This window comes from Arthrobacter sp. SLBN-83 (genome assembly GCF_006715285.1).
Lineage (GTDB): Bacteria > Actinomycetota > Actinomycetes > Actinomycetales > Micrococcaceae > Arthrobacter.
Genome location: NZ_VFMX01000001.1, coordinates 1,026,268 through 1,051,958 on the forward strand (window position 1 = coordinate 1,026,268; position 25,691 = coordinate 1,051,958).

Genomic DNA, 25,691 nt, shown 5'->3' on the forward strand with positions numbered 1-25,691 from the left:
GCCAATTGATGACCGTGAACGGTAACAACGGCGGAACCATACGCGGCCTGAACTGCGGCGCTACGGCAGTCAGAGCTGTTTGCGGAGCTCCATTTTCCGGATCTTGCCGCTGGCCGTGCGGGGCATGTCCGCCACCACCACCAGCGACTTGGGAATCTTGTAGCGCGCCAGCCGGCCGTCGAGGAAGCTGCGCAGCTCCTCCGCTGTCAGTGATTCGCCCTCGCGCAGGGTCACGATGGCCTGCGGGACCTCGCCCCATTTGTCATCCGGGACCCCGATCACGGCCACGCTGCCCACGGCACTGTGCTCGGAGATGACGGCTTCCACCTCGGCCGGGTAGATGTTTTCCCCGCCGGAGATGATCATGTCCTTGAGCCGGTCCGAGACGAACAGGAAGCCTTCCTGGTCCCGGTAACCCATGTCGCCCGAGCGGAACCAGGAATCGTCAGCGTAGCTGCCGGCGGTGGCTTCTGGCCGGTTCCAGTACTCCTTGATCACGTTGGGGCCGGAGATCTGGATCTCACCCACCTCCCCCTGGGCCACCACGCCGCCCATGGGATCAACGATCCGGACATCAGTGAAGAAGTGGGGCAGTCCTGCCGAGCCGGCCTTGTCCCGGGACCGCTCCACGGGCAGCATGGTGACGCCGGGGGCGGTTTCGGTCATGCCGTAGCAGCTGGTGAAGCCGATGCCGCGGTCCTCGTACGCGTCCAGGACCCGCCGGGGAATGGCCGATCCGCCGCAGGTCAGCTTGTCCAGCGAGCCGAGGTCCGCCGCCGCCCAGCCCGGATGCTCGCAGAGCAGCTGGAACGTGGTGGGCACCCCGTTGAGGGAGGTGACCTTGTGCTCCTGGATCAGTTCCAGGGCCTTGGCGGGATCGAACTTGGCTTCAAGGACCACGGTGGCGCCCTTCAGGAGCATCGGGAGCAGGCCCATGTCCAGGGACGCCACATGGAACAGCGGTGAGATCATCAGCGCCACGTCGTTGCGGTTGACGTCCACGTCCACGATGGTGTTGATGCAGTTCCAGGTGATGTTCCCATGGGTCAGCAACGCACCCTTGGGTTTGCCCGTGGTCCCGGAGGTATAGAGGATCATCGCCGCGTCGTCATGGCTCACCGGCACGTCCGGATGGTCCGGCGCTGCCGCCTGCAGTGCCTCCTCGTAGCTTTCAGGCACGGCTTGGCGTTCGACGGCGGACGGCGTGGCGGCTGCGGAAGGTTCCGTCCCGCCGTCGGGCGCTATGACGAGGCGGTGGGTCACCGCAGTCTCCTGCACGGCGGCGGAGGCTTGCGCCTCAAGGGCGCCGGCGTTGACCATGAGCCTGGCACCGGAGTCCTGCAGCTGGAACTGGAGTTCCGGCGGTGCGAGTCGGGTGTTGAGCGGCACGAAGATGGCGCCCAGGAGGCCGCAGGCGAAGAACGTCTCCACGAAGGAAGGATGGTTCTCCCCCAGGTAAGCCACCCGGTCTCCCTTCGCCACTCCCCTGTCCCGGAGGGCGTTGGCCAAACGGTCGGCCCGTTCGGCGAGCTCTTCGTAGCTCAGGGTGCTGATTCCGGACACGAGGGCCGTCTTGGCGCCTGATTTCCGGCGGCGCCGGTGCAGCCAGGAACCAACTCCGTTGTTGTCCAATGGTTCTCCTAACGGACCGTGGTGAGGTCGTTGTTCTTAGATTCGCGCGTCAGGGCGATGAAGACAATCGAGACGAGTGCCATGACGGACAGGAACACCACCACCGGGAGGATGTTCTGCCCCGAATCCTTGTAGAGGCCCGCAATGATGCCGGGGGTGAAGCCTGCACCGATAAGGGTGGCCAGTTGGTAGCCCACCGCCGCGCCGGTGTAGCGGGAGGTTGTGCCGAACTGTTCGGAGACGAACGCTGCCAGGGGTCCGTACAGGGATGAGTGCAGGATCAGCGCCACGGTGAAGGCCAGGAAGACCATGCCCACGTTGCCGGAGCCGAGCATGCCGAACATCGGGAAGAGGTAGGCGATGAACAGGGCCAGGCCGGCAATCATCACCGGGCGGCGGCCGAACCGGTCAGACAGGCGGCCGCCCAAGAGGACGAACACGATGGAGATGGCCGAGGCGCCGGCGAAGGCGTAGAGCACCCCCTGCTGTGGTGCTCCCTTGGAGACGGCGTAGGTGACCGAGAAGGTGGGCAGCACTACCTGCAGGCCGAACCCGGCGGCGCCGGCGAACATGATCATGATCAGCGCCCTGGGCCGGCGCAGCACGTCCAGCAGCGGAATCTTGCGCTTGGCGCCCTGCGCAGTTTCTTTGGCCACGGCCTCGGCGAAGATGGGGCTTTCGGAGACTCGCAGGCGGACGAACATGCCCACGATCAAGAGCACGAAGGACAGCAGGAACGGCACGCGCCAGCCCCAAGCCAGGAAAGCGTCCTGCGGCAGGGCCGAGAAGGCTCCCATCACCAGGGTGCCCAGCACGGCGCCGGTAGGGGCACCGGCATTGACGAACGACGCCGCGAAGCCACGCCGCTTGGGGTCCGAGTGCTCCAGCGCCATGAGCGCGGCCCCGCCCCATTCGCCGCCCACGGCGATGCCCTGGCAGACCCGCAGGAGCACCAGGATGACAGCGCCCCAAGGTCCGATCACGCTGGAACCGGGGATCAGGCCAATGAGGGTGGACGCGATGCCCATCATCGCCATGGAGATAATCAACATCCCCTTGCGGCCCACCTTGTCGCCGAAGTGGCCAAAGATCATCCCGCCCAGCGGCCTGGCCACGTATCCGGCAGCGAAGGTGGCATACGCGGCCACCACACCCACCCATTCATCGGTGCCGGCGAAGAAGACTTTGGGGAAGGCTACCGCTGCGGCCGTGGCGTAGAGCAGGAAGTCGTAGAACTCGATGGTGCTGCCCAGATAGCTGGACAGGATGACCGTGCGCGCTTCCTTGCGCTTGGCGGCCGTGCCCGCGGGTGCGAGCGTGGTGTGTCCGGACATGGCTGTTCCTAAAGACGGAGGAATGTGGGGTTTTGGGGTTGCCTGGGAAGGCGGCGCCGCAGGGGTACCGCCGTGTTGGTGAGGACTGTGGTGGTGCCGGCTACAGAAAGTAGCGGGCCTACGTGGGGAGGCGGCCTATTTGTAGAACCGCGCCAGGAACTCGGCCACGACGGCCGGGCGTTCCTGGCCTTCGATCTCGATAGTGGCGTTGACCTTGATCTGGGCGCCGCCCCTGACCTCGGTCACCTCCGCGATGGTGGCCTGCATACGGACCTTCGAGCCCACCGTCACCGGGGAGGTGAAGCGGACCTTGTCCAGGCCGTAGTTGACCTTGGTGGTGACGCCCTCGACGTCGAACAGCTCACCCCAGAACGGGATGATCAGGGAGAGCGTGAGGAAGCCGTGGGCGATGGGGGCACCGAACGGGCCGTCCTTGGCGCGCTCGGGGTCGGTGTGGATCCACTGGTGGTCATCGGTGGCGTCCGCGAAGAGGTTGATCTGCTCCTGGGTGATCTGGCGGTAGTCGGTGGTGCCGAGGTCCTTGCCGGACAGGGTGAGCAGGGTGTCGAAATCGACGACGAGATTGGGCATCGTTGCCTCCTGGTGTGGTTGATTTGGGTGCTTGTTTTGTTGTTGCTGCGTTCAGCGGGTGAAGGCGCTCTCGCCGGTGAGGGCGCGGCCGATGATGAGGGCGTTGATCTCGTGGGTTCCCTCGTAGGAGTAGACGGCCTCCGCGTCGGCGTGGAAGCGCGCCACGTCGGCGGCGAGGGTAATGCCGTTGCCGCCCACCACTTCGCGGGCCAGGGCTACGGTGTCGCGCATGAACAGGGACGTCTGCATCTTGGCCAGGGCGGAGTCCTGGTCCCGGTAGGTGCCCTTGGCCTGCTGTTCGGTGAGCCGGACCACCAGGGACAGGCTGGCCGTGACGTTGCCCAGCATGCGGGCCAGTTTTTCCTGGACCAGCTGGAAGGACCCGAGGGTCCGCCCGAACTGCCGGCGCTCGTTCACGTATGCGAGGGCCGCCTCGAAGGCGCCGGCGGCGACGCCCGTGGCGATCCAGGCCACGTCCGACCGCATGGCGCGGAGCATCGCGCCGACATCCTTGAACGAGTTCACGTTGTGCAGCCGCATTGAGTCGGGGACGCGGACGCCTTTGAGGGTGATGTGGGCGTTCTGCATCATCCGCAGCGAGGTCTTGCCCTGGATCTTTTCCAGGGTGACGCCGTGGGCGGTGCGGTCCACCAGGAAGGCCTTGACCTGCCCGTCCGCGGTGTCCCGGGCGAAGACGGCCAGGACGTCTGCGGTGGCGGCGCCGCCGATCCAGCGCTTGGTGCCGTCCAGGACCCAGCTTCCGTCGGCCTCGCGCCTGGCCGTGGTGGAGAGCCCGCCGGCGATGTCCGATCCGGACTCGGGTTCGGTCAGCGAGAACACGCCTTTGAGCGAGAAGTCGATGACCTTGGGCATCCATTCGGCCTGCTGTTCCGCCGAGGCACCAACGCGGATGGCTGTCCGGAACAGGCCGGCCTGGGCGGTGTACCAGGTGGCCAGCGAGGCGTCCGTACGGGCAAGCTCGAAGATCCGGAAGCCCTGGTAGATGCCGCGGGCCGGAGCGTGTCCTGCACCCGCGGCGCCAGTGAGGTCGGCAGGTTCCATCAGGTCCAGGTCGATCAGCGGCCGGGCGAGCTGCTCCGGAAACTCCCCGCGCTCCCAGTACTCGGCCAGGAGGGGTCTGGCTTCCGCATCCAGGAAGCTCCGCAGCCGGGACAGGACCCGGCGCTCGTCGGGCGTGAGGAGGGACTCGGCGTCGTACCAGTCTGCTGCTTCGTAGAGCCGGGCACCCAGGCCGGCCTCCGCCGTCGTCAGCGTGCCCATCTCAGGCACCCAGCCCGAGGAGGCGGACCGCGTTGTCCTTGAGGATCTTGGGCCGGACCTCGTCCTTCAGCGGCAGGTCCGCGAAGGCGCCCAGCCACTTTTGCGGTGTGATCAGCGGGAAGTCGGTGCCGAACAGCACCTTGTCCTGCAGGTAGGAGTTGGAGGCCTTGACCAGGGACTCGGGGAAGTATTTGGGCGACCAGCCGGAGAGGTCGATGAACACGTTGGCCTTATGGGTGGCGATGGAATTGGCCTCGTCCTGCCATGGCACCGAGGGGTGGGCCATGATGATCTGCAGGCCCGGGAAGTCAGCGGCCACCGCATCCAGCAGCAGCGGGTTGGAGTAGGCCAGCTTGATGCCATAACCGCCTGGCAGCCCGGCACCCATCCCGTTCTGGCCGGTGTGGAAGATGGCCGGCAACCCCAGTTCCTGCAGCGTCTCCCACAGGGGGTAGAAGCGCTCGTTGGAGGGGTCGAAGCCCTGCAGCGAGGGGTGGAACTTGAAGCCGCGGGCACCGAGCTCGATGGCCTGGTGCTTGGCACCGGCAACGGCGTCCTCGCCGGTGCGCGGATCAACGCTGCCGAACGGGATCAGGACGTCATTGTTCCGGGCGCAGCCGGCGATGAGTTCGGGGATGCTGTTGGGCTCGTGCTTGAGTTGGGTGCGGGCGTCCACGGTGAAAACGACGGCGGCCATGTTCAGTTCGCGGTAGATGTCCGCGATCCGGTCCAGGGACGGGGTGCGGTCCTCGGCCTTGAAGTACTTGGCCGAGGCTTCGGTCAGCTCCTCCGGCAGGGAGCCGTGGCCGCAGCTGTCCACCTCGAGGTGGACGTGCATATCGATGGCGTCGAGTTTTGTCGGATCGATGCCCAGTTCGTAGCGGTCGGCCATGGTCAGCGGGCCTCGGCGGGCTGTGCGGGCTTCAGGTCCTCCGGCAGCGGGAGGAATTCCTCGCCGTAGGTCTGGAGGGTTTCGGCGGTGAACAGCTTCGCCGCGTTTTCCTGCAGCGCCTCGTAGCTCCAGCCGCCCTCGTGGTACTCGGTGGTGGCGGCCTCGGGGTGGGTCCACACCTGGAGCCGGTCACCGCCGGCACCGATGGCCTGGCCGGTGATGTTGGCTGCCTCGTCGGAGGCGAGGAAGGCAACCAGCCCGGAGACGTCGTCGGCCGTTCCAAAGCCCAGGTCATGGCGGAAGAAGGACGGCATGGCCTCACCGCGCTCGTCCGCCTCCACGGCCTTCTGGAAGTAGGGCACGGTCTTGGTCATGGCGGTGGCGGCCACGGGGATGACGCTGTTGACCGTTACGCCGGCCTTCTTCATTTCCAGCGCCCAAGTGCGGACCATGCCCACGATGCCGGCCTTGGCGGCGGCGTAGTTGGTCTGGCCGAAGTTGCCGCGCTGGCCGGTGGGTGAACCGATGGTGATGATGCGGCCCTGGATGTTGTGTTCCTTGAAGTAGGCGTAGGCCTCGCGGACGCAGGTGAAGGTGCCTTTGAGGTGGACGTTGATCACCAGGTCAAAGTCCTCGTCCGTCATCTTCAGCAGGGACTTGTCGCGAAGGATGCCGGCGTTGGTGACGAGGATGTCGAGCCGGCCGAAGGTGTCCACGGCACCTGCCACCAGGGCCTTGGCTGCGTCGGTGGTGCCCACCGGGACCACCACTGCGGTGGCGCGGCCGCCGTCGGCTTCAATCTGCGCGACGGCCTGCGCTGCGGTGTCGGCGTTCACGTCATTGATGACGACGGCGGCACCCTGGCGGGCCAGTTCCCTTGCGTAAGCAAGGCCGAGGCCCTGCCCACTGCCGGTGACGATTGCGACCTTGCCGTTCAAGCCCATGGACCTGCTCCTTTGCATGCGCCGGCCGAAGCCGGTGGGGTGATCCCACTGCGGTGTGAGATCCTTGTTGAAATCAATGAAATTACGGATCATTGAAAAAGTCAACGATTGTTTTTTACACCGGAGTTGTGATGGCCACCTTGGGCACCGAAGTTCAGACCCCCCGCCTTGCGGCAGCCAGGATCGGCAGTGATGTGGGCCTGCTGCTCGCCAAGCTGCACGCCGCCGGCTCGGTACTGAACAACAAGGCACTGGCGGACTTCGGCCTGAGGGAACGCTCCTTCTCCGTCCTGACGCTGGCCTGCAGCGGGCTGGAGCCGACACAGAGGGAGCTGGCGGACTTCCTCAGCCTGGATCCCAGTCAGGTGGTCAACCTGGTGGACGACCTTGAGCACCGCGGGCTGGTGGAACGGGCGCAGGGCAAGCAGGACCGGCGCGCCAAGATCATCGTGTCCACCGCGGAGGGACGCCGGATGCATGGCAAGGCCCGCGCGGCCATGGATGAGGCAGAACTGGGCCAGCTGGCCATGCTTTCAGCGGAGGAGTCCGGCGAACTAAAGCGGCTGCTCCGCAAGGCGCTGTGGGGCGCTGCGGAGTAGGCGGGCTGGATTTCGGGGCCTTTACGAGCCGTCAGGCTGGCCTTGAGCAGGTAAACATGACGGTCCGGATGCGTCGCTCGGAGAGGTTGGCCACCTGGTTGGCCGTCATCTGGGCGAAGCTGTCGCCGAGGAAAGTTGCGAAGGTCACCGGCGGCGGCCCTTCGCGCTGAATTTTGTCACGCATGTGCTGGAACCAGGCAAGGCTTTCGTCCGAGGAGTCGGCCTCCGAGATGACGTCGAAGCCTGCAGACGGCAGGAGCTCGCGCATGTCTTCCAGGGTTGCGGGAAAACTTGTTGAGGAGTCTGCCGCCCAAGGCACCGGGTAGTGCACCTCGCCGCCTTCACCCTGCAGGACGTCGTAAACCACAAACCTGCCGCCCGGCCGCAGCACCCGGAAGGCTTCTTCATACAGCGCGGGCTTGTCCGGAATGTTCATCGCCACGTGGACGGTCATCACGGCATCCACAGACTCGTCCGGAAGGCCGGTGGCTGTAGCGTCCCCGACGTGGAAGCGGGTGCGGCCGGACAAACCTGTCCACTCCGAGAGCGCCGTGGCCACCTGGCAGAACTCGGGTGTGAGGTCCACCCCCGTCACCGAGCACCCGGTCACCTCGGCGAGCGTCCGTGCGGGACCGCCCAATCCGCTGCCGAGGTCAAGCACATGGGAATCAGCATTGAGGGCTAGTGCCTCGATGATTTCCAGCGTGGCCCTGCGGCCACGGATATGGAATTCGTCGACAGCAGCGAGGTCGGGCGGCCGCAGCGCTGTGCGGTCCACACCTGCCGCATCCAGGGCAGAACTGATGGCCGCCAACAGCTGACCGGGGCCGGTGTAAAAGGCCGAAACCTCATTCATGGCGCCATCCTCACACCGGCTGACGGCGGGGTCAACGGGAAGCCCCTGACAGTGGCGGATTGCTTACTGGTGGTGGCGGGTTTTACCAGTCGTGGACGGTGCCGTCGACGAGGCGGTTGTAGGGCAGGTAGGCCTGCTGGTAGGGGTAGGCTGCGGCGGCTTCTTCGTTGAATTCGACCCCGATGCCGGGCTTGTCGCCCGGGTGCAGGTAGCCGTCCACGAACGTCATGGACTGCTCAAAGACCTCGTTGGTCTTCACCGAGTGCTGCATGTACTCCTGAATCCCGTAGTTATGGATCGCCAACCCCACATGCAACTGCGCCGCGAACCCCACCGGCGAAATATCCGTCGGCCCATGGAACCCGGACTTGATCTGGTACTGCGCCGCGAAATCCATCACCTTCTTCAACGGCGAAATCCCACCAAAATGCGTCGACGCGGCACGAACATAATCAATCAGCTGTTCCTTGATCAACGTCTGGTAATCCCACACCGTATTAAAGACCTCCCCGATCGCCAACGGCGTCGTGGTGTGCTGCCGCACCAGGCGCAACCCCTCCTGGTTCTCCGCCGGCGTGCAGTCCTCCAACCAAAACAAGTCATACGGCTCCAACGCCTTGCCCAGCTTCGCCGCCTGGATCGGCGTCATCCGGTGATGCCCGTCATGCAACAACGGCAGCTCCGGACCAAACTCATTCCGCACCGCCTCAAACACCGACGGCAAATGCCGCAAATACGCGCGGGTGTCCCAGTCCTCCTCCACCGGGAAAGCACCCCGCCCGGCCGGCTCATAGTCATACCGCTCCCCCGACGCCTGAGCCTGCGCCGCCACCCCATAGAGTGCCTTGATCCCCGGCACCGCCGTCTGGATCCGGATCGACTTGTACCCCAACTCCAGATGCTCCCGCACCGAATCAAACAACGACTCAATATCAGCACCCGAGGCATGCCCGTACGCCCGCAACCCGTTCCGCGACGCACCCCCCAGCAACTGATACACCGGGAGCCCGGCGATCTTGCCCTTGATATCCCAAAGAGCCATATCCACCGCAGCAATCGCCGCCATCGTCACCGGACCCCGACGCCAATACGAAGACCGGTACAGGAACTGCCACGTATCCTCAATCCGGTGAGCATCCTTCCCGATCAACAACTGCGCCACATGCTCCTTCAAATACGCGGCAACAGCCAACTCACGCCCATTCAACGTGGCATCACCAATACCCGTCACCCCGTCCTCCGTCGTAATCCGGAGCGTCACAAAATTCCGGGACGGACTGGTCACAAACACATCAGCGGCAATGATCTTCATGGCTGGCTTTCGGGTCGGGTTGGTCGGTATTGGGAAAGCAGGTTGGTGGGCAAATTTCAGCGCACGGTGCTGCCCCTGGCGGCGTCGAGCAGGGCCAGTTCGTCCCGGCGGGGCAGCCCTTCCCAGTCGCCGCGGGTGCTGACGGCGAAGGCGCCGGCCAGGGTGCCGCGCCTAAGGCGTTCGGGAACGCCCTCGCCGTCGAGCAGGCCGGAAAGGTAACCGGCGGTGAACGCGTCTCCTGCGCCGACGGTGTCCACGCAGGTCACGGCAAGGGCTGGTGCTTCCAGGTGTCCATCAGCCGTGTAGACGGCGGCACCGGCAGCACCGCGCTTCACCACCACTTCGCGAACCCCCGCTTCCAGCAGCCGCTGGGCATTGCAGGCTTCGCCGTCGGCAGGGGTCTCGTCGCCGGCCCCGGCATCGCCAAGGTGCCCTGCGGCCCCGCTTCCCGCCTGGGATGGGGCAATCAGGTCCAGTTCGTCGTCGGACGCTATGACGATGGTGGCGTGCCGCGCCAGGGGACCAAGCACGGCCCTCGCCTGGTCCCGGGACCACAGCTTGCTGCGGTAGTTCACATCCAAGGAAACGACAATGCATTCGCTGGCAGCGCGTTCGGCGGCATACTCCACCGCGTCCCGCGCCTCGGCGCTGAGTGCAGGCGTGATGCCGGTGAGGTGCATGATCCGGGCGCCACAATCAAGCGCGGCAGCCACGTGATCACGTGCGACGGTGGCCCCGGCCGAACCGGCACGGTAGTAGAAGGCCCTGCTGAGGTCTGCGGTGCGCTGTTCCAGGAACATCACCCCGGTGCTGCGGTCTGGATGCAGGGTGTGATGCAACCGGACGCCCTCGCCCCGCAGTTGCTTCACGATGAACTCGCCCTGCGGATCCGCGCCCACCGAACCGGCCCAAGCAGAGGTGTGGCCCAGGCGTGCGACACCGATGGCCACGTTGGATTCCGCACCGGCTACCTGCATGTTCAGGGCTCCGCCGTTCGCCAGGGGGCCGGCGGACCGCAGTGAAACCATGGATTCGCCGAAAGTCAGCAGATCCACCGGTGCCGGGCTGTCCGGAGCGGAACCGGCACCAGCAGTCATGAGCCGGTACCGGTCCTGGCTGCGAATTCGGCGGCAAGGCCCAGGAAGCTGCGCGCGCGGTCCCGCATTTCCGTCAGGTCCCCACCTGACGCTGACGTGCCGAACAGGGGCCCGCCCAGTCCAACGGCGATGGCGCCGGCTTCCCAGTAACCGGTGGCTTCACTGAGCCCAACGCCGCCCACTGCGATAAACGGGATCTCCGGGAAGGGATCCCGCACGGCCTTCAGGTAGCCGGGCCCGCCGATGGACGCCGGGAACAGCTTGATGGCAGTGGCGCCGCGTTCCATCGCCTCGTAAGCCTCGCTGGGCGTCAGCGCCCCGGCCAGGACCGGGATGCCGGCGGCAGCTGCCTCACTGATCGAGGGTGCCAGGGAGGGAGTAACGATGAACTGGCCGCCGGCTGCGGTGACACGTTCGACGTCGGCCTCGCTGAGGACGGTGCCGGCGCCCACCAGGCAGCCGGCCGGGGCAGCCGCGCGGACCTCGCGGATGGCCTCCAGCGCGTTGGGCGTGGTGAGGGCAATCTCCACGTACTGGAAACCCTCCTCCATTGCCGCCAGCGCGGCCTTGGCGGCAGCACCGCCGTCGTTCCCGCGGACAATGCCGACAAGGCGGGCCTGCCGGATGCCGGCCAGCAGGCTGGCAGGGGTAACGGCTGGATTCTGGGATGTCATAGGGTTCACCATTCTGCGAAGGATCCGTCGGGGTGGCGCCACACCGGACCGCGCCAGGCGTGGCCGCGCTTGTCCGCTGCCCGGACCACGGCTTCATCGATTTCGATGCCCAACCCGGGTCCGGTGAGCCGTTCGATGTGGCCGTTCACGAACTTGAAGGGGGTCTTGTCCACCACGTAGTCGAGGACTTCGGCGCCCTGGTTGTAGTGGATGCCGATGCTTTGCTCCTGGATGAGGAAGTTGGGCGTGGCAAAACCGACCTGGAGGCAGGCGGCGAGCGCCAGAGGTCCAAGCGGGCAATGCGGTGCCAGCTGGACTTCGTAGACCTCGGCCAGGGCGGCGATCTTGCGGACCTCGGTGATGCCGCCGGCGTGCGAGAGGTCCGGCTGCGCCACGGCAATACCGGCCTGCAGGGCGGGCAGGAACTCCTGCCGGTTGTACAGCCGCTCCCCTGTGGACACCGGTGTGGTGGTGGAGGAGGTGAATTCCCGCAGCAGGTGGGTGTTCTCCGGGACCACCGGCTCTTCGAGGAAGAAGGGCCGGAAAGGCTCCAGCAGGGGTGCCACCCGTTTGGCGTTGGCCAGGCTGAAGCGGCCGTGGAAGTCCACGGCCACGTCCCGGTGGTCGCCCAGGACCTGGCGGGCCGCGGCAACACGGCGGATGACGCCGTCGATCTCCGCCACCGAGGCCACCGGGCTCATCCGGCCGCTGGCGTTCATTTTCACGGCCGTGAGGCCCACCTCCAGCTGGGCGCTGATCTGGTCGGCCACCTCATTCGGTTCGTCACCGCCCACCCAGCCGTACATCCGGATCCGGTCGCGGACGTGGCCGCCCAGGAGCTGGTGCACGGGGGTGTTGAAGTGCTTGCCGGCGATGTCCCAGAGGGCCTGGTCCAGGCCGGAAACGGCGCTGGCCAGGATGGGTCCGCCCCGGTAGAAGGACCCCTTGGTCATCACCTGCCAGTGGTCTTCGATCCGGAGGGCGTCCCTGCCAATGAGCAGTTCCGAGAGTTGCTCGACGGCGGTGCGCACAGTTTCGCTGCGGCCCTCGCAGGTTGCCTCACCCCACCCCACGATGCCGCTTTCGGTCTCCACCCGGACAAAGAGCCAGCGGGGCGGGACCAGGAATGTTTCGATCCGGCTGATGACGGTCACGCGGCGGTTCCTAACCCTTGGTTGCGCCGGCCGTCAGGCCGGAGACGATGTACTTCTGCGTGAAGAGCGCGATGATCATGATGGGGATGGTCACGACTGTCGCCGCGGCCATCAGCCCGCCCCAGTCGATGCTGGCGTAGGAGACGAAGTCGAAGATCGCCACCGGCAGCGTCTTGGTCTTGGCACCGGAGAGCACCAGCGCGAACATGAAGTTGTTCCACGAGAAGATGAAGGACAGGATGCCGGCGGTGGCGATGCCGGACACCGCCAGCGGAAGCGTGATCAGCCGGAACGCCCCGATCGGCGTAAGGCCGTCCACCTCTGCCGACTCCTCCAGCTCAAGCGGCAGGGAATCGAAGTAGCTCATCATGATGTACACGATCAGCGGGAGGGCCACGAACATGTGGCTGAGGATCAGCACCTCGAACTTGCCCACCATCCGCAGGTTGGAGAAGACGTAGTACCAGGGAACCAGGAGTGAGACGCCCGGGATGACGCGGGCCATCAGGACCACCAGCGCGGAGCGGTGCATGGTGAACCGGCTCATCGCGTAGGCAGCCGGGACGCCCAGGACGATCGACAGCGCAGTGGAGACGAAAGCCACCCAGAAGCTGTTGACCACAAAGACGAAGTAGTTGTTGCGCTGCAGCACGTTGGCGTAGTTCTCGAAAGTGGGCGAGAAGATGAAGGCCTTGGCGGTGTCGTAGATGTCCACGTTGGTCTTCAGCGACGCCAGGAGCATCCAGAACAGCGGGGCCAGCAGGAAGAGCACCACCAGGACCAGCGCCACCACGCGGAACACTTTGTAGGCGCGGGTGCCCAGGGGCTTGCGGCGGCGGCGGGGCCGGTTGTCCGCGGTGGTGGCGGCGGAGTCTGTCATGACGGTCATTTGCTTACCGCTTTCTTGCGCATGGTGAGCAGCCACATGGAACCGATGATGATCATGAAGAACAGGATCAGCACCGCCGAGGAGAGCCCGTACTGGTTGTAGTCGAAGCTCAGTCCGTAGGCGTAGACGTTCAGCGTTTCCACTTCGTGGAACGAGCCGCCGCCCTTGCCTTTGGTGGCGTAAAGGATGTCGAAGGTCTTCAGGGCGTCGATGCCGCGCAGCAGGATGGCCACGATCACGGTGGGCATCATGAGGGGCAGGGTGATGAAGAAGAACCGCTGGAAGGCGTTGGCGCCGTCCACGCGGGCGGCCTCGTCCGGTTCATCGGACAGCGAGGTCAGGCCGGCCAGCAGGATCAGGACCACCATGGGGGTCCACTGCCAGACGTCCATGAAGATGGTGGTGCCCAGGGCGGTGTCCTGGCCGGACAGCCACGGCTGGGGCGGGATGCCCACCATGCCCAGGAGCTGGTTGACGAAGCCGATGTTGGGATCGAAGATCAGCCGCCACATCATGCCGACGGCCACGGGGGTGGCCACCAGCGGCAGCAGGATGGCCACGCGGACCCACTTTTCACCCCGGAACGGCCGCCACAAGAGCAGCGCGATGCCCATGCCCAGCACCACTTCGAAGGCCAGCGCGACGCCGGTGAAGGCCAGGGTGCGGCCCACGGCGGGCCAGAAACGCTCGGTGTCGCTGAGGACCGTGAGGTAGTTCTGGAGCCCGATGAATTCCGTGGCGGCCCGGACGGAGCCCTGGGAGTCGGTGAGGCTCAGGTACAGGGTCCAGGCCAGTGGGAAGACGATCAGGACGCCGACGAAGATCATGGCCGGTGCCGCAAACAACCACTTGCGGTGCCGGTTGGCCCAGGCGGAAAAGCTCCCCCGGGCTCCGGAGGGGCCGCCGGCCCGGCGGGTGCGGGCACTGCGGGGAGGGTTCAATACAGACATGGTTCACCTAAGGAGTTCGGGGGTGAAGCGGGCCGCGCCGGGACGGCCCTGGGGCCGTCCCGGCGGGATGGGTGGGCGCGGTGCGCGCCTGGCGTCCTACTTCTTTTCGCTGTCCAGGAAGGTCTGGAAGGCAGTCTGGGCGTCGTTTGCCGCGGCGGCGGAGTCAGCGCCGGTGATGGTGGCAACGATCGGAGCGCCCACGATTTCGCGGGCCTTGCCTACGGTGACCACCTCGGGACGGTCATGGCCCACGCCGTTCTTGGCACTGGCGGCAATCGCGTCGGCGAGGTCCTTGGGGTAGGTGGAGGTTCCGTCAGGGTTGGCCCAGACGGAAGTGCGGGGTCCCGGGACGCCGGCCTTCTGGGCTTCCAGCGTGCGCTCCTTGCTGGTGGCCCACTGGATGAACTTCCAGGCGTTCTCCTGGTTGCTGGAGTTCTGGTTCACGCCCAAAGCCCAGGAGGGGATGTTGTACGGCTTGGAACCGGCAGGGCCTGCGGGAAGCGCGGCGAAGCCAACCTTGTCCGCAACCTTGGACTTTGCGGGGTCGGTGGCGTTCTTGTAGAGCGAATCCGCCTCGGTGTAGAAAGCAGCGCCGCCCTGGGTGAAGATGGCCATCGCCTCCGGCCAGCTCATGTCCGTGCTGACGTTGGCGGGGCCGTAGTTCTTGATCAGGCCACCGTAGAAGGAGTAGGCCTTCTTGGCGGCATCGGTGTTGACGGAGGCCTTGCCGCTGGAGTCGACGAAGTCGCCGCCGAAGCTGTACAGGAAGCTGGAGAACTGGGTGACAGCGGCGGACTTGCCGGTGCGGGCTACGAAGCCTGCGGTGTCCGGGGAGGATGCCTTGATGGCCTTGGCCGCGGCTTCCAGTTCGTCCATGGTCTTGGGCACCTGGAGCCCGGCGGCCTGCAGCAGGTCCTTGCGGTAGTACAGGACTTCGCGTTCGGTGATGATCGGGACACCAACCACCTTGCCGTCAACGGTGGTGGCCTTGACCGGGCCTTCCTGGTAGTCCTTCCAATCCCAGCTCGAGTCGGAGGAGACGTTCTTGGTCAGGTCCGCCAGGTAGCCGTTCTTGGCGAATGCCTTGCCTTCCTGGAGGGGACGGTACATCATGACGTCGATCTCGTCGCTGCCTGCGTTGAGCTTGACGTTGTACTGGTCCGACAGCTGGTCTTCACCCAACTGGGTGAGCTCGACCTTGAGTCCACTGGACTTCTCGAACTCAGGGATGGCTGCCTTGATGCCATCGGTCCAGACGTGGTTGGCGAGGGTGACGCGGACCGTGCCGGACTGCTTGGCCTGGTCGCTGCCGCCTCCGCCGCCGCTGCAGGCTGTCAGCCCCAGCGACATCGCTGCGGCAACTGCCGCGTACTTCACAATTGAACGCCGCTTCATTACGACTTCCTTTGCCTTCAGGGCCCGCAGCTCCGCGGACCGGTTACAAACGCCTCTTTACGTCTGTTGTGTTCAGCGAGCATAAACAAATAAGGCAGACATATACAAGAGCTTGCCGGGTCCCCATATGATTTATTCATGACCATCCCAAAGGCGGCGTTGTCCCCGGACCTGCATTCATCGCTGGTCGAGAACCTGGGGCTCGCCATTGCCGAGGGAACGCTGGCGCCGAATTCCATCCTGCGGCTGGATGAGTTGGAGGCTCGGCACAAGGTGTCCCGCTCCGTGATCCGGGAGGCCACCCGCGTCCTGTCCTCCATGGGAATGCTTGAGTCCCGGCGCCGTCTGGGGACAGTAGTCCAGCCGGAGGCAAGCTGGAACCTCTACGACCCCCAAGTGATCCGGTGGCGGCTGGCATCGGCCAAGCGGCTGGAGCAGCTGCGGGCCTTGAACGAACTGCGCGGCGCCATCGAGCCGCAGGCTGCCCGCCTGGCCGCTGAACGGGCGTCCCTGGATGAGGCCAGCGATCTTGTTTCCATGGCCGCCCGGCTGTGGGCGGCCGGGCAACGGGGGGACCAGGACGAATTCCTGCGCCTGGACATCGAATTCCATGCCGCGGTGCTCAACGCTTCCGGCAACCTGATGTTTTCGCAGCTTCATAAGCTCGTGGCTGAAGTGCTGGCAGGGCGCACCCAGCATGGCTTGATGCCCCATCTTCCGGATCACGAGGCACTCCAGATGCACGTGGACGTAGCCAGCGCCATCCAACACCGCGACGCCGGCGCCGCCCACGCCGCCATGAGCAGGATCGTGGAGCAGTCCACGGAAGAGATGGGCGATATCTGGTCCAGCAGCCACCCGGGCGGAGAACCTGCCGGGAAGCAGTGAAAATCAGGCCCCTCGCGGAAGGAATCGGGTCAGTACTCGGAGAGCTTGAAACCCCACCGCCCTCTTGGCGCCCTCCTCAATAAATGTTGAGTCCTAGTCGGATTCCGGTTCCCGGATCACCAGCACCGGGCAGTGCGCGTGGTGGATGGTCTGGTGGGACACGGAGCCGAGGAGCATTCCGGTGAACCCGCCGTGGCCGCGCGAACCGACGGCAACGAGGTCAGCGTCGCGGGAAGCATCGATGAGTGCCGACGCCGGATTCCCTTCCACGACCCGCCCGGAAATGGTCACACCCCGGTCCTTCACACGTTCGAGTTCCGCTTCAAGAATGGCCTGTGCGTCCTTCTCGAAGATGTCGTAGTCCCAGGCCGTGCCCATGGCGTCGCTGACGTAAGGAAAGCTCCAGGCCGTCAACGCCTGGACCTCACCCTTGCGCAGCTTGGATTCCTCTATGGCCCAGTCCATCGCCGCCTTGGACTGGTCGGATCCGTCCACTCCCACGACGATCCTGAAACTTCCGTTGCCGGCCACGACTCCCCTTTTCCTGTTGTACTGGTGCTGCCGGAACTAGCCCTGGTCCGCCGTCGTGCTCTGTGCGGGGACAGCCACCGTGGAGTGCTCCGTCTTGGCGGCCTGGTGTGGATTTCCTGCTTCCCTGGCGCAGTGGAGGCAGCAATAGATGCCGGCTTCGCTTTCAACGGGGTGGCCCAAAATCCGGCAGCCGCAGTGCTCGCAGGCGGGCGCCATCATATGGATGGCGCATTCGAAGCTGTCGAACGTGCCGGTTTGGTTGCCCATGCTGACGGTGAACATCCGGCCCTCGCTGCTGCCGCAGACATCACATGCGCCCATGGTCCGTGCCTCCTGTTGTAGTCACCTGCTCCAGACACTCAAGTTGACTGCTTTCCCGGGTGCCTGCCTAGGGGCAAAAGTCCTTGGCACAGGGACGTGCTGCACCCGGGGCGAAGGCAGCTAGATGTGCCTGAGGTAGCGCTCAGGCGAGCCCAGGAAGTTCCGCCAGTTGGCAACGAGCTCCAGCTCCTCCCAGGACCGCCGGCGCAGGCCCCAGGGTCCCACTTCAAGAATGGTGGCACCGGGAAGGGCGGCCAGCAGAGGGGAATGGGTGGACAGCACCACTTGGGATTTACCGTCGGCCACCAGTTCCTTCAGGACCGACAGCAGACTGAGGCAACCGGAAAAGGACAGGGCGGATTCCGGCTCATCCAGGAGCCACAGGCCCGGGCCATGGAACCTGTCAGCGGTCAACTGCAGGAAGGACTCGCCATGCGACATGTCATGGAACGGGATGTCAGGAAGGGAAGTGCTGGGGTTCTTTTCCAGGTAGGTGTAGAACCCATGCATGGTTTCCGCGCGGAGGAAGTAGCCGCGGCGCGTCGCACCGGCGTTGCGGACCAGCTGTAGGTGGTTCCCCAGGACTGATTCGGTGGGCCGGGTAACATGCCGGGCACCAGTTGAGCCGCCTTCAGGAGACAAACCGTAGGCGAGCGCTATGGCTTCCACCAGCGTGGATTTACCCGAGCCGTTTTCGCCTACCAGGACCGTGGCAGGTCCCAGGTCGAGCCCCTGTTCAAGGACCTGGGCCACCGGCGGCAGGTCGGCCGGCCACCGTGAGCGGTCGAGGACGTTTCCAGGGTCCTCTGCCAGCCGCCGGATCGGGTATGTGCGCAGAGGCATGGAGCCATTCTTGCAGCAAATTTTTTCTGAACCATTCCCATCCGCCGGCCGGACCGTTACGAATTCCGGGCGTAGTAGTGCAACCAAAGCTAGGACGGGACGATGGATGCCGTGGACCAGCAGGCCCTGACCGGTGCCGTTATCAAGGAGCACCAGCTGGATTTGGCGCAACTGTGGCTGGAGTTTGTTGGCCTGGGCGGGGATGCCTCCGAACAGCTCATCCGGGATTACTGCGCCGGCGAAGCCACCCTTTCGCCGAAGGAGCGCGACGCTCTGGCGCAGGCAGTCAACGAGCATTGTTCTGCCGAGGGCCTGCCGCTGCGGGCTCCCTTCAGCAGCTCCGCTCTTTTCCTTCCGCAGCCGGATCGGAAGAACCCGGGTCGGCATGACCCGGATCGGAAAGACCCCTACTCGTCGAAGTAGGTGAAGGTATCTGCCACCCCGGCAACCGACGCGACCACCGCGGCCGCAACCTCGCGGAGCTTCATGTTCCGGCTGTTGGACGCGTCCTTCAGCAGCTTGAAGGCAGCCGCCTGGCTGCACCTGTTCTGCGCCATGATGGCGCCCGTGGCCAGATCGATGACCGTGCGCGTCTGCATGGCGGCGCTCATGCCGTCCCTGGTTTCCTCCAGCTTCAGCATGCGCAGGGCGAGTGTGAGCCCCTTGGACGCCTGCCGTACAAAGGTCTCGGCAACGTTGATTTTGTCAGTTGTGTCAACAGGCGCGGTGCAGTAGAACGTCATCATGCCCCGGGCATCCCCTTCCAGCGCTGCGGGGATGCTTAGCACCGAAAGGAAACCGTGCCTCCGCACTGCCCGGACGTACTCCGGCCAACGCTGCTCCCGCCGCAGGTCCGCCACCAACACGGTACTGCCGGTCCGCATCGCCAGCAGGCCCGGGCCGTCACCATGGTGGGACTCCAACGGGCTCAGCAGCGCTCCATCGGCCCTGCTGCCGGCAGTTGCTGCGGGTTTCTTGGGCCGCAGCACCGTGATTTCACAGCAGCATTCATGGTTCAGCGGAGCCAGCCTGGATGCGGCATACTCGGCCAGGTCCCGAAGGAATGCCTCAACCTCAGGGTTCTGCAGGAACGATTCCTGGAGATGCAGGGCAACGTCTGCGAAGTCCTCGCCTTCAGGGACGCCGGCCTTGAGCACGGGTCATACCTCCCGGACAGTAGTTAAAAGCCACACGATGTGGGCGCCCACTGCCGAACGGTGATGACAGCCTACCTGTGGTGAGGCCGTAATCTGGCATCCATGACGCGCCTTTCCACCCCGAGCGGTTTGGTCCACGGCAGCTCCCTGGAAACTGACGGAACCACCATCCAAAGGTTCCTGGGCATCCCGTACGCGGGGCCGCCGTCGGGCGCCAACCGCTTCCGGCCGCCGGTCCCACTGGTGCCGTGGCAAGGGGTGCGGGACTGCACCGCTCCCGGCCCCGCGGCGCCCCAGAACCCCGAATCCCCCGCTCCCCCGGGCGCCACGCCGCGCAGCTGGAGCGAGGACGGGTGCCTCAACCTGAACATCTGGACGCCGGGGACGGACGGTCCGGGCAGGCCGGTGATGGTTTGGATTCATGGCGGCGCCTACCTTTTGGGCGCCAACAGCGACGGGATGTACGACGGCGGCAGGCTCGCCGCTGCGTCGGGCGCAGTGCTGGTGTCCATCAACTACCGCCTGGGCGCCCTGGGTTTCCTCCACCTGGCAGAGCTGCTGGGTCCCGGCTACGAGGACTCCTCCAACCTGGCCCTGCTGGACCAGCTGGAGGCCCTGCGCTGGGTGCGCCGCAACATCAGCGCCTTCGGGGGCGACCCGGACAACGTGACCGTTTTCGGTGAGTCCGCAGGCGCTGCAGCAATCGGCACCTTGCTGGGCATGCCGGCGTCGGAAGGACTGTTCCGCCGGGCCATCATGCAGAGTGGGACTGCCGAACGGTACCGGCAGCCGGAGGAATCGGCGCGTCTCAGTGCCGTGTTCCTTGAACTCTGCGGCCTGGACCGCGGCTCAGCCACAGAGTTGTTGAGCCTCCCGGTGGAGCGGCTGCTTGAGGCCCAGGCCGCTTTGGAACGGCGCATTGCCGCTGAATCCTATGCCGTTCCGCTGCCGTTCCAACCCACTGTGGGCACTCCATCGCTGCCGGTGCCGCCGCTAAACAGCGTGCGCAACGGGGTCAACGCGGGGGTGGACCTGCTGATCGGAACCAACCTCAACGAAGGGTCCTTCGCCGTGGAGATGCGTCCGCCCGCTTCGGGCGACCCGGACTACCCGGACCGTGCCGCCGTGGTGCTGGCAGGAGCGGGAGTTCCGGCGGAACAGGCGCCGGGCTACACAGAGGCGCTGACCCGGGTGCTGTCCCGGGAGCCGTCCGGAAAGGAACTCCTTGAGGCCGCCATCGCCGATTCTGTGTACCGGCAGCCGAGCAACCGGCTGCTTGACGCGAGGCTGCTGGGCGCCCACCCGCGTGCCGCCGGCAAAAACTTCGCCTACCTGTTTACCTGGCGCAGCCCCGCCATGGGCGGGAAGCTTGGCGCCTGCCACGCCCTGGACATACCTTTCGTCTTCCGGCACCTGGACATCCCCGAGGCCGCCTTCCTCACCCGGGGCAAGGCCCCGCAGTCCCTCAGCGATGCCATGAGCGGCTCCTGGGCGTCCTTTGCGCACACGGGAACGCCAGACGGGGCGGGACTTGGCTGGACGGAGTACGGGCAGGAGCGCAGCACCATGGTGCTCGACGCCGAACCCCGCCTGGAAGCCGACCCCCGGCGGGAAATCAGGGAGTTCTTCGGAGCAGTCAGTCCGCTGCCAGAGCGTTGAGGGTGTCCCGGATCCCGTTAAGCGCGGGGTCGCGGAGGGAATTGAAGGCAGGTTTCAGGAGCGGCTGGATGATCTTCGCCGGGCCGTTGATGCTGAATTCGGCGGTGTATTTCACCACCGAGCCGGTGCCGCTGGGGCTGACGTCTACCGAGTCGAAGGCCGTGACGGTCTTATTCTCTCCGCGCAGCTTGATGTGGTTTTCCGTCAGCTCAATGACTTCGTATTCCAGGGACTGGCGCTTTCCCCGGAACTCGGACTCTGCGTGGTAGCGGTGCCCCACAGCCACCGGTCCCGGGGTGAGCTTGTCCATGACAGGGCTGTTGGGGTCCCACTTGCTGGTGTTCTCAAACTCACTCATGAAGGCAAAGGCCTTCTCCGCGGACAGGTTTGTTTCCACACTTCCGGTGACTGTGATCATCGTCCCAGTGTAGGAGCACCATGCAACTGGTCGGCAGCCATTTTGTAGCACAGCGTGCCGTCCAACGCCTGCGGCCTGATCCAAGCCTCGTAGCCTTCGGCGGCGGTGAACAGGGCCCGGCCACCGGACGCGTCGGCGGCGAGCCACAGGGCGGCCGGGACCGGCATGGCGTCATCAACCACACCGGCCCGGACAACCTCGGCGTCCTTCCGGATCTCCACGGGTACACCGATCAGCCGGTTCCAGGCGTGATGCGGATAGGGCTTCATGGCAGGTCCCCTGGCGCTTCCGGCTAGCAGGACTCGAAGTCGGTGAGGACCTTTACCTTGGCTGCGGACGCCGACGCAGGGTCGAACGTGTACCCGATCCATTCCTTGGCCAGGCGGCGGGCCAGCTCGATGCCCACCACGCGCTGCCCCATGGTCAGCACCTGGCAGTCATTGGACAGGATGGACCGCTCCACGGAAAAGGAGTCGTGCGCGGCGGTGGCGCGGATGCCCTCCACCTTGTTCGCGGCGATGGCCACCCCGATTCCCGTGCCGCAGAACAGGATGGCGCGGTCAGCTTTGCCGTCCCGGATCATTTCGCCGGCAGCAATGCCCACATAGGGGTAGGGCCTGGTGAAGTCGTCCGGCGCGTCGGTCCGGTTGACCCCGATATCGGTGACCTCGGAGACGCGGGGATCGTTGCGCAGGTCGGCCAGGACTTTGTCCTTGTAATCAACGCCGGCTTCGTCCGAGCCGACGATGAGCCGCAACCCCATGGTGGTTCCTTCCGTCGTCATTACTTCGCTCCTGCCCGGGCAGCGGTTGTGCTGGTGGTGAAGTGCGGCCCCATCACGGCGAACACCATGGCCAGGGAGGTGGCACCGGGGTCCGGCGTGCCCAGGCTCTTCTCGGCCAGCGGGCGGGCGCGGCCCTTCAAAGGCAGCAGGTCGCGGGTTGCCTCGGCCGCGGCAGCAGCTTCCCGAGCCGCTTCCTGCCAGGCCTGGCCCGTGTCCGCCCCGCCGGCCACAGCGCCGCCGAACGTGGATGCGAAGGGCAGCAGTGCATCCACCATGGTCTTATCACCGATTTCGGCCTTGCCCAGCTGGATGATGCGGTCCGCAAACGCGGTGACTGCGGCCGCGAGGACCGCAGCTTCCGGCGCGGCGGAGTTTCCTACCGTCTCACCGAAGGCTCGAAGCCCGGCACCCCACAGCACCCCGGAGGTTCCGCCGGCCTTGTCCGCCCAGGCGTCCCCCGCGGCTGCGAGCACGTCGCCTGCCCCGGCGCCCCGGCCGAAAGCATCGGACGCCGCCGCAGCCGCGGCATCCACCCCGCGGACCATGCCGCGCCCGTGGTCGCCGTCGCCGGCAATGGCATCCATCCGGCCCAGCCGTTCCTCGGCCTCATGCAGCGACGCCTGCGCTGCCCCGAGGGCCGCAACGCAGGCCGGGGCGTACTCCCGGGAGGCATCCGTAGCGACGAACGCCGCAGCGGAGGCGCCGGCGTCGTACGTTTCCTCCCTGGCGGAAGTTCCCGCCTGGCTGGCCGCTGCACCGCGGCGGTAGGCGGGAGTTTCAGCCGGAGCGGTCCACAGCGGCTCCAGTTCCTCATCCAGCCACGTAATGGTCAGCGAGACGCCGGCCATGTCCAGGCTGGTGACCAGTTCGCCTACCTCGGGCATCACCAGCGTGTAGCCGGCGGCACGGAGCAGCGGCGCCACGGTCCCCCAAAGGACGAACAGTTCTTCGTGTTTCGTGGAGCCGAGCCCGTTGAGGATGACGGCGATCCGTTTGCCGGCGCTGGCCGGGCTCTCGGAGAGCACGCGGGCCACCAGTTCCTGGCCCAGTTCCTTCGCCGAAGGCAGGTCCGTGTCATGCAGGCCGGGTTCACCATGGATGCCAAGGCCCAGGCCCATCTGCCCTTCCGGAAGCGTGAACAGCGGGGCGTCGGCGCCCGGGAAGGTGCAGCCGGCAAAGGCGCTGCCGATGGTGCGGGTCAGATCGTTGGCCTTGCGGCCCAGGCGGACCACCTCGGCCAGCGAGTCGCCGCGCTCCGCCGCAGCACCCATCACCTTGAAGATCGTGAAGTCACCGGCGATGCCCCGGCGCTTGGCGGATTCCGACGGCGGTGCGCTGGCGATGTCGTCCGTCACCAGGACGTTCTCCACGGCAATGCCCTCGGCGGCCAGGCGCTCGCTGGCCATGCCGAAGTTCATCACATCGCCGGCGTAGTTGCCGTAGGTGAACACGACGCCGGCGCCGGACTCGGCAGCCTTGGCCACAGAGTAGGCCTGCTGCGCGGACGGCGAGGTGAAGATGTTTCCCACTACGGCGCCGTCGGCGAAGCCGTTCCCGATCAGTCCGGCGAACGCCGGGTAGTGGCCGGAACCGCCGCCCACCAGGACGGCAACCTTGGGCTGTGCCGGGCGGTAGCGGCGGACGGCGCCGCCGGAAACCTGCCGGACCAGGCCGGAGTGTACGTCGCAGAAACCTGCAAGGGCTTCCTCGGCGAACTCTGAGGGATCGTTGAAGATTTTGGTCATGGTGGGTTCTCCGGCGTGCGCGGTGGGGGTCGGTGGTGGGCTGTTGGGGCGGACTGCTAGTGGATGTGGCTGCCGCCGTTGATGTCGATGGTGGTGCCGGTGAGGTAGGCCGAGTCCTCCGAGGAAAGGAAGGTGATCACGGAGGCCACTTCCTCGGTGGTGGCGTTGCGGCCCAGCGGGATGCCGGCGTTGATGGCGGCTTCCTGCTCCTCGGTGCTGCCCACGCGGATGTTGGTGTCCACGGCGCCGGGGGTGATGGCGTTGACGGTGACGCCGGTTTCGCCGATTTCCCGGGCCAGTGCCTTGGTGAAGCCGAGGATGGCTGCCTTGGCGGCGGAGTAGGGGACCTTGCCGAAGACGCCGCCGCCGCGCTGGGCGGAGACGGAGGACATGTTCACGATGCGGCCCCAGCCGTTGGCGATCATGTCCGGCAGGAATGCCTTGGTCACCAGGTAGGTGCCGGTGGCGTTGACGTCCATGACCTTGTGCCACAGCTCCAGGGTGGTCTCCAGGAACGGGATGGGCGAGGTAATGCCGGCAATGTTGGCCAGGGCGCCGACGGGCGGCAGGTTTCCGGCAGCAACCTCGGCGGCGACGGCGGCCTGGGCTGCCGTGACCGAGGCTTCATTGGCGACGTCGATCTCGTGGCCGAAGGCGGGAACGTTGAACTCGTTGCCGATTTCAGCGGCGACCTTGGCGGACTTCTCGCCGTCGAGGTCCAGAATCACGATGCCCCAGCCTTCGCGGGCGTAGCGGCGGGCGGTGGTGATGCCGATGCCGCGGTCCGAGGTTGCTCCGGTGAGGACGGCAGTGCGCTGGATGGTGGTCATGGTGGTGCTCCTTGAATTGTTTTGGTGGATCGATTGCTCCGTAACGGCCCTCATGAGGCGTCAAAACGGCAGTTAGGGAGCATTCGATGGTTGGAGAAGGTCGGTGATGAAGCTTGCTGCCTTGGCGGCGGCAGCGGGGCGTTCGTCGTTGGTGACGTCCCGGGTTTCCAGTTCGAGGGAGAAGTGGCCGGTGTAGCCGTCCGCGGCGAGCCGCTTGAGGCCGCCGGCGAAGTCGGCGTCCCCGTTGCCGATGCTGAGGTTGATGTTCCCCGGCACGGCGTCCCGCAGGTGGACGTGGCTGATTCGGCCGGCGTGCCGGTCCAAGTAGGCCTGGATGTCCTCGCCGGCAGCCACGATATGGCTGAAGTCCATGACGATTCCCACGCCGGATCCTGCCAGCCGGTCGGCCAGCAGTCCTGCGCGTTCCAGGTTCCAGCAGAACCGGAGGAAGTGCAGTGATTCGGTCCAGAGTTCGACGCCGAACTCCGCGGCCCGCTGTCCGGCGCCGGTAAGCTGGGCGGCAACGAGGTCCAGGTCTTCCTCGACGCTTCGCACCGGGGTGTGGTCCAGGGCACCGCACGGCAGCACCAATGCCTTGGCGCCGATGTTGGCTGTCAGGGTGAGCAGGGCGTCGAGGTGGCGCTCCCGCGCAGCCCGGCCCTCGGCGTCGAGCACTTTGTTGAGGTCCCCCACGTCGCCGTTCACGGAGCGGACCCGCAGGCCCGACGCATTGACCTCGGCGGAGACAGCGTCCACCGCGGCCGCGTTCAGCTCGTAGGGCACGTGGTCGCAAACGCCTGGGAGGGCGCCCAAGTCGATCTCTTCGAAGCCCAGTTCCTTCATGGCGCGCAGGGCCCTACCGAGATCCTGGTGCCGGAAGCTGATGGATGAGCACCCGAGTCTGGAATGGAACAT

The 25,691-nt window shown here is 65.9% G+C and carries 28 protein-coding genes; 4 read left to right on the forward strand and 24 right to left on the reverse strand.

Features of this window, described 5'->3' with window-relative positions; genetic code table 11:
* Positions 1-69 precede the first annotated feature (69 nt).
* The 6 genes from menE to FBY30_RS04645 form a co-directional block, all read right to left on the reverse strand.
* Positions 70-1,632 (reverse strand): o-succinylbenzoate--CoA ligase, encoded by a 1,563-nt coding sequence (gene menE / locus FBY30_RS04620; protein WP_142131451.1) that lies wholly within the window; start codon positions 1,630-1,632, stop codon positions 70-72.
* An 8-nt stretch (positions 1,633-1,640) separates the two neighbouring features.
* Entirely contained in the window at positions 1,641-2,966 is a 1,326-nt protein-coding gene (locus FBY30_RS04625) for an MFS transporter (RefSeq protein WP_142131452.1), read from the reverse strand.
* Positions 2,967-3,101: 135 nt separating this feature from the next.
* The gene (locus FBY30_RS04630) at positions 3,102-3,557 is read right to left on the reverse strand and encodes a MaoC family dehydratase (protein ID WP_142131453.1); all 456 of its coding nucleotides are present in this window, start codon (positions 3,555-3,557) and stop codon (positions 3,102-3,104) included.
* A 51-nt stretch (positions 3,558-3,608) separates the two neighbouring features.
* Positions 3,609-4,838: an acyl-CoA dehydrogenase family protein gene (locus FBY30_RS04635; protein ID WP_142131454.1), complete on the reverse strand. Its 1,230-nt coding sequence runs from the start codon at positions 4,836-4,838 to the stop codon at positions 3,609-3,611.
* Position 4,839: 1 nt separating this feature from the next.
* Positions 4,840-5,730 (reverse strand): amidohydrolase family protein, encoded by an 891-nt coding sequence (locus FBY30_RS04640; protein WP_142131455.1) that lies wholly within the window; start codon positions 5,728-5,730, stop codon positions 4,840-4,842.
* Between the two features lie 2 nt (positions 5,731-5,732).
* Positions 5,733-6,674 carry an SDR family NAD(P)-dependent oxidoreductase gene (locus FBY30_RS04645; RefSeq protein ID WP_142131456.1) on the reverse strand — a complete coding sequence of 314 codons (942 nt, stop codon included), beginning with the start codon at positions 6,672-6,674 and terminating at the stop codon, positions 5,733-5,735.
* A gap of 131 nt (positions 6,675-6,805) precedes the next feature.
* On the opposite strand from FBY30_RS04645, the gene FBY30_RS04650 reads away from it, so the two are divergent.
* Positions 6,806-7,273 (forward strand): MarR family winged helix-turn-helix transcriptional regulator, encoded by a 468-nt coding sequence (locus FBY30_RS04650; protein ID WP_142131457.1) that lies wholly within the window; start codon positions 6,806-6,808, stop codon positions 7,271-7,273.
* A gap of 31 nt (positions 7,274-7,304) precedes the next feature.
* Here the strand turns inward: FBY30_RS04650 and FBY30_RS04655 are convergent, their stop codons facing one another.
* The 8 genes from FBY30_RS04655 to FBY30_RS04690 all read right to left on the reverse strand — a co-directional run bounded on the left by FBY30_RS04655 (position 7,305) and on the right by FBY30_RS04690 (position 15,600).
* Positions 7,305-8,129 carry a class I SAM-dependent methyltransferase gene (locus FBY30_RS04655; RefSeq protein ID WP_142131458.1) on the reverse strand — a complete coding sequence of 275 codons (825 nt, stop codon included), beginning with the start codon at positions 8,127-8,129 and terminating at the stop codon, positions 7,305-7,307.
* Positions 8,130-8,211: 82 nt separating this feature from the next.
* Complete coding sequence (gene manD / locus FBY30_RS04660; RefSeq protein ID WP_142131189.1) at positions 8,212-9,441, reverse strand: D-mannonate dehydratase ManD; 1,230 nt, start codon at positions 9,439-9,441, stop codon at positions 8,212-8,214.
* 56 nt (positions 9,442-9,497) lie between these two features.
* Positions 9,498-10,538 carry a sugar kinase gene (locus FBY30_RS04665; RefSeq protein WP_142131460.1) on the reverse strand — a complete coding sequence of 347 codons (1,041 nt, stop codon included), beginning with the start codon at positions 10,536-10,538 and terminating at the stop codon, positions 9,498-9,500.
* On the reverse strand, positions 10,535-11,212 hold the full coding sequence (locus tag FBY30_RS04670) for a bifunctional 4-hydroxy-2-oxoglutarate aldolase/2-dehydro-3-deoxy-phosphogluconate aldolase (protein ID WP_235009337.1): 678 nt from the start codon (positions 11,210-11,212) through the stop codon (positions 10,535-10,537). The genes FBY30_RS04665 and FBY30_RS04670 overlap by 4 nt, the downstream gene beginning before the upstream one ends.
* A gap of 5 nt (positions 11,213-11,217) precedes the next feature.
* Positions 11,218-12,366 carry a galactonate dehydratase gene (gene dgoD / locus FBY30_RS04675; protein WP_142131464.1) on the reverse strand — a complete coding sequence of 383 codons (1,149 nt, stop codon included), beginning with the start codon at positions 12,364-12,366 and terminating at the stop codon, positions 11,218-11,220.
* Positions 12,367-12,376: 10 nt separating this feature from the next.
* A complete protein-coding gene (locus FBY30_RS04680; protein ID WP_142131466.1) occupies positions 12,377-13,255 on the reverse strand; it encodes a carbohydrate ABC transporter permease in 879 nt (292 codons plus the stop codon).
* Entirely contained in the window at positions 13,252-14,205 is a 954-nt protein-coding gene (locus FBY30_RS04685; RefSeq protein ID WP_235009338.1) for a carbohydrate ABC transporter permease, read from the reverse strand. The genes FBY30_RS04680 and FBY30_RS04685 overlap by 4 nt, the downstream gene beginning before the upstream one ends.
* A 96-nt stretch (positions 14,206-14,301) precedes the next feature.
* Positions 14,302-15,600: an ABC transporter substrate-binding protein gene (locus FBY30_RS04690; RefSeq protein WP_142131468.1), complete on the reverse strand. Its 1,299-nt coding sequence runs from the start codon at positions 15,598-15,600 to the stop codon at positions 14,302-14,304.
* A 138-nt stretch (positions 15,601-15,738) separates the two neighbouring features.
* On the opposite strand from FBY30_RS04690, the gene FBY30_RS04695 reads away from it, so the two are divergent.
* Positions 15,739-16,488, forward strand: coding sequence for a FadR/GntR family transcriptional regulator (locus tag FBY30_RS04695; RefSeq protein ID WP_142131470.1), 750 nt, complete (start codon positions 15,739-15,741; stop codon positions 16,486-16,488).
* Positions 16,489-16,581: 93 nt separating this feature from the next.
* On the opposite strand, the gene FBY30_RS04700 is transcribed toward FBY30_RS04695, so the two are convergent.
* The 3 genes from FBY30_RS04700 to FBY30_RS04710 form a co-directional block, all read right to left on the reverse strand.
* Positions 16,582-17,019 (reverse strand): universal stress protein, encoded by a 438-nt coding sequence (locus FBY30_RS04700; RefSeq protein ID WP_142131472.1) that lies wholly within the window; start codon positions 17,017-17,019, stop codon positions 16,582-16,584.
* A gap of 36 nt (positions 17,020-17,055) precedes the next feature.
* Positions 17,056-17,340 (reverse strand): hypothetical protein, encoded by a 285-nt coding sequence (locus FBY30_RS04705; RefSeq protein ID WP_142131474.1) that lies wholly within the window; start codon positions 17,338-17,340, stop codon positions 17,056-17,058.
* Positions 17,341-17,460: 120 nt separating this feature from the next.
* A complete protein-coding gene (locus FBY30_RS04710; RefSeq protein ID WP_142131475.1) occupies positions 17,461-18,183 on the reverse strand; it encodes an AAA family ATPase in 723 nt (240 codons plus the stop codon).
* 102 nt (positions 18,184-18,285) lie between these two features.
* Here FBY30_RS04710 and FBY30_RS04715 point away from each other — a divergent pair, with 102 nt between their 5' ends.
* A complete protein-coding gene (locus FBY30_RS04715) occupies positions 18,286-18,606 on the forward strand; it encodes a hypothetical protein (RefSeq protein ID WP_142131477.1) in 321 nt (106 codons plus the stop codon).
* Here FBY30_RS04715 and FBY30_RS04720 read toward each other — a convergent pair.
* The gene (locus tag FBY30_RS04720) at positions 18,591-19,340 is read right to left on the reverse strand and encodes a GAF and ANTAR domain-containing protein (protein ID WP_142131479.1); all 750 of its coding nucleotides are present in this window, start codon (positions 19,338-19,340) and stop codon (positions 18,591-18,593) included. The genes FBY30_RS04715 and FBY30_RS04720 overlap by 16 nt on opposite strands.
* Positions 19,341-19,442: 102 nt before the next feature.
* On the opposite strand from FBY30_RS04720, the gene FBY30_RS04725 reads away from it, so the two are divergent.
* Positions 19,443-20,999 carry a carboxylesterase/lipase family protein gene (locus FBY30_RS04725; RefSeq protein WP_142131481.1) on the forward strand — a complete coding sequence of 519 codons (1,557 nt, stop codon included), beginning with the start codon at positions 19,443-19,445 and terminating at the stop codon, positions 20,997-20,999.
* Here FBY30_RS04725 and FBY30_RS04730 read toward each other — a convergent pair.
* The 6 genes from FBY30_RS04730 to FBY30_RS04755 form a co-directional block, all read right to left on the reverse strand.
* The gene (locus tag FBY30_RS04730; RefSeq protein WP_142131483.1) at positions 20,977-21,417 is read right to left on the reverse strand and encodes an SRPBCC family protein; all 441 of its coding nucleotides are present in this window, start codon (positions 21,415-21,417) and stop codon (positions 20,977-20,979) included. The two genes, FBY30_RS04725 and FBY30_RS04730, sit on opposite strands and share 23 nt — an antisense overlap.
* Positions 21,414-21,686, reverse strand: a complete 273-nt coding sequence (locus FBY30_RS04735) for a hypothetical protein (RefSeq protein WP_142131485.1) — start codon at positions 21,684-21,686, stop codon at positions 21,414-21,416. The genes FBY30_RS04730 and FBY30_RS04735 overlap by 4 nt, the downstream gene beginning before the upstream one ends.
* Before the next feature lie 23 nt (positions 21,687-21,709).
* On the reverse strand, positions 21,710-22,201 hold the full coding sequence (locus FBY30_RS04740; protein ID WP_327437001.1) for an RpiB/LacA/LacB family sugar-phosphate isomerase: 492 nt from the start codon (positions 22,199-22,201) through the stop codon (positions 21,710-21,712).
* Positions 22,201-23,946, reverse strand: a complete 1,746-nt coding sequence (locus FBY30_RS04745; protein ID WP_142131487.1) for a dihydroxyacetone kinase family protein — start codon at positions 23,944-23,946, stop codon at positions 22,201-22,203. The genes FBY30_RS04740 and FBY30_RS04745 overlap by 1 nt, the downstream gene beginning before the upstream one ends.
* Before the next feature lie 56 nt (positions 23,947-24,002).
* A complete protein-coding gene (locus tag FBY30_RS04750; RefSeq protein WP_142131488.1) occupies positions 24,003-24,776 on the reverse strand; it encodes an SDR family NAD(P)-dependent oxidoreductase in 774 nt (257 codons plus the stop codon).
* 72 nt (positions 24,777-24,848) lie between these two features.
* Positions 24,849-25,691 (reverse strand): sugar phosphate isomerase/epimerase family protein, encoded by an 843-nt coding sequence (locus FBY30_RS04755; RefSeq protein WP_142131490.1) that lies wholly within the window; start codon positions 25,689-25,691, stop codon positions 24,849-24,851.

Coding starts and splice junctions, on each gene's coding strand:
- FBY30_RS04625 (WP_142131452.1), bottom strand. CDS start 2,966: ATGTCCGGACACACCACGCTCGCACCCGCGGGCACGGCCGCCAAGCGC.
- FBY30_RS04630 (WP_142131453.1), bottom strand. CDS start 3,557: ATGCCCAATCTCGTCGTCGATTTCGACACCCTGCTCACCCTGTCCGGC.
- FBY30_RS04635 (WP_142131454.1), bottom strand. CDS start 4,838: ATGGGCACGCTGACGACGGCGGAGGCCGGCCTGGGTGCCCGGCTCTAC.
- FBY30_RS04640 (WP_142131455.1), bottom strand. CDS start 5,730: ATGGCCGACCGCTACGAACTGGGCATCGATCCGACAAAACTCGACGCC.
- FBY30_RS04645 (WP_142131456.1), bottom strand. CDS start 6,674: ATGGGCTTGAACGGCAAGGTCGCAATCGTCACCGGCAGTGGGCAGGGC.
- FBY30_RS04650 (WP_142131457.1), top strand. CDS start 6,806: ATGGCCACCTTGGGCACCGAAGTTCAGACCCCCCGCCTTGCGGCAGCC.
- FBY30_RS04655 (WP_142131458.1), bottom strand. CDS start 8,129: ATGAATGAGGTTTCGGCCTTTTACACCGGCCCCGGTCAGCTGTTGGCG.
- manD (WP_142131189.1), bottom strand. CDS start 9,441: ATGAAGATCATTGCCGCTGATGTGTTTGTGACCAGTCCGTCCCGGAAT.
- FBY30_RS04665 (WP_142131460.1), bottom strand. CDS start 10,538: ATGACTGCTGGTGCCGGTTCCGCTCCGGACAGCCCGGCACCGGTGGAT.
- FBY30_RS04670 (WP_235009337.1), bottom strand. CDS start 11,212: ATGACATCCCAGAATCCAGCCGTTACCCCTGCCAGCCTGCTGGCCGGC.
- FBY30_RS04680 (WP_142131466.1), bottom strand. CDS start 13,255: ATGACCGTCATGACAGACTCCGCCGCCACCACCGCGGACAACCGGCCC.
- FBY30_RS04685 (WP_235009338.1), bottom strand. CDS start 14,205: ATGTCTGTATTGAACCCTCCCCGCAGTGCCCGCACCCGCCGGGCCGGC.
- FBY30_RS04690 (WP_142131468.1), bottom strand. CDS start 15,600: ATGAAGCGGCGTTCAATTGTGAAGTACGCGGCAGTTGCCGCAGCGATG.
- FBY30_RS04695 (WP_142131470.1), top strand. CDS start 15,739: ATGACCATCCCAAAGGCGGCGTTGTCCCCGGACCTGCATTCATCGCTG.
- FBY30_RS04705 (WP_142131474.1), bottom strand. CDS start 17,340: ATGGGCGCATGTGATGTCTGCGGCAGCAGCGAGGGCCGGATGTTCACC.
- FBY30_RS04710 (WP_142131475.1), bottom strand. CDS start 18,183: ATGCCTCTGCGCACATACCCGATCCGGCGGCTGGCAGAGGACCCTGGA.
- FBY30_RS04715 (WP_142131477.1), top strand. CDS start 18,286: ATGGATGCCGTGGACCAGCAGGCCCTGACCGGTGCCGTTATCAAGGAG.
- FBY30_RS04725 (WP_142131481.1), top strand. CDS start 19,443: ATGACGCGCCTTTCCACCCCGAGCGGTTTGGTCCACGGCAGCTCCCTG.
- FBY30_RS04730 (WP_142131483.1), bottom strand. CDS start 21,417: ATGATCACAGTCACCGGAAGTGTGGAAACAAACCTGTCCGCGGAGAAG.
- FBY30_RS04735 (WP_142131485.1), bottom strand. CDS start 21,686: ATGAAGCCCTATCCGCATCACGCCTGGAACCGGCTGATCGGTGTACCC.
- FBY30_RS04740 (WP_327437001.1), bottom strand. CDS start 22,201: ATGACGACGGAAGGAACCACCATGGGGTTGCGGCTCATCGTCGGCTCG.
- FBY30_RS04745 (WP_142131487.1), bottom strand. CDS start 23,946: ATGACCAAAATCTTCAACGATCCCTCAGAGTTCGCCGAGGAAGCCCTT.
- FBY30_RS04750 (WP_142131488.1), bottom strand. CDS start 24,776: ATGACCACCATCCAGCGCACTGCCGTCCTCACCGGAGCAACCTCGGAC.
- FBY30_RS04755 (WP_142131490.1), bottom strand. CDS start 25,691: ATGTTCCATTCCAGACTCGGGTGCTCATCCATCAGCTTCCGGCACCAG.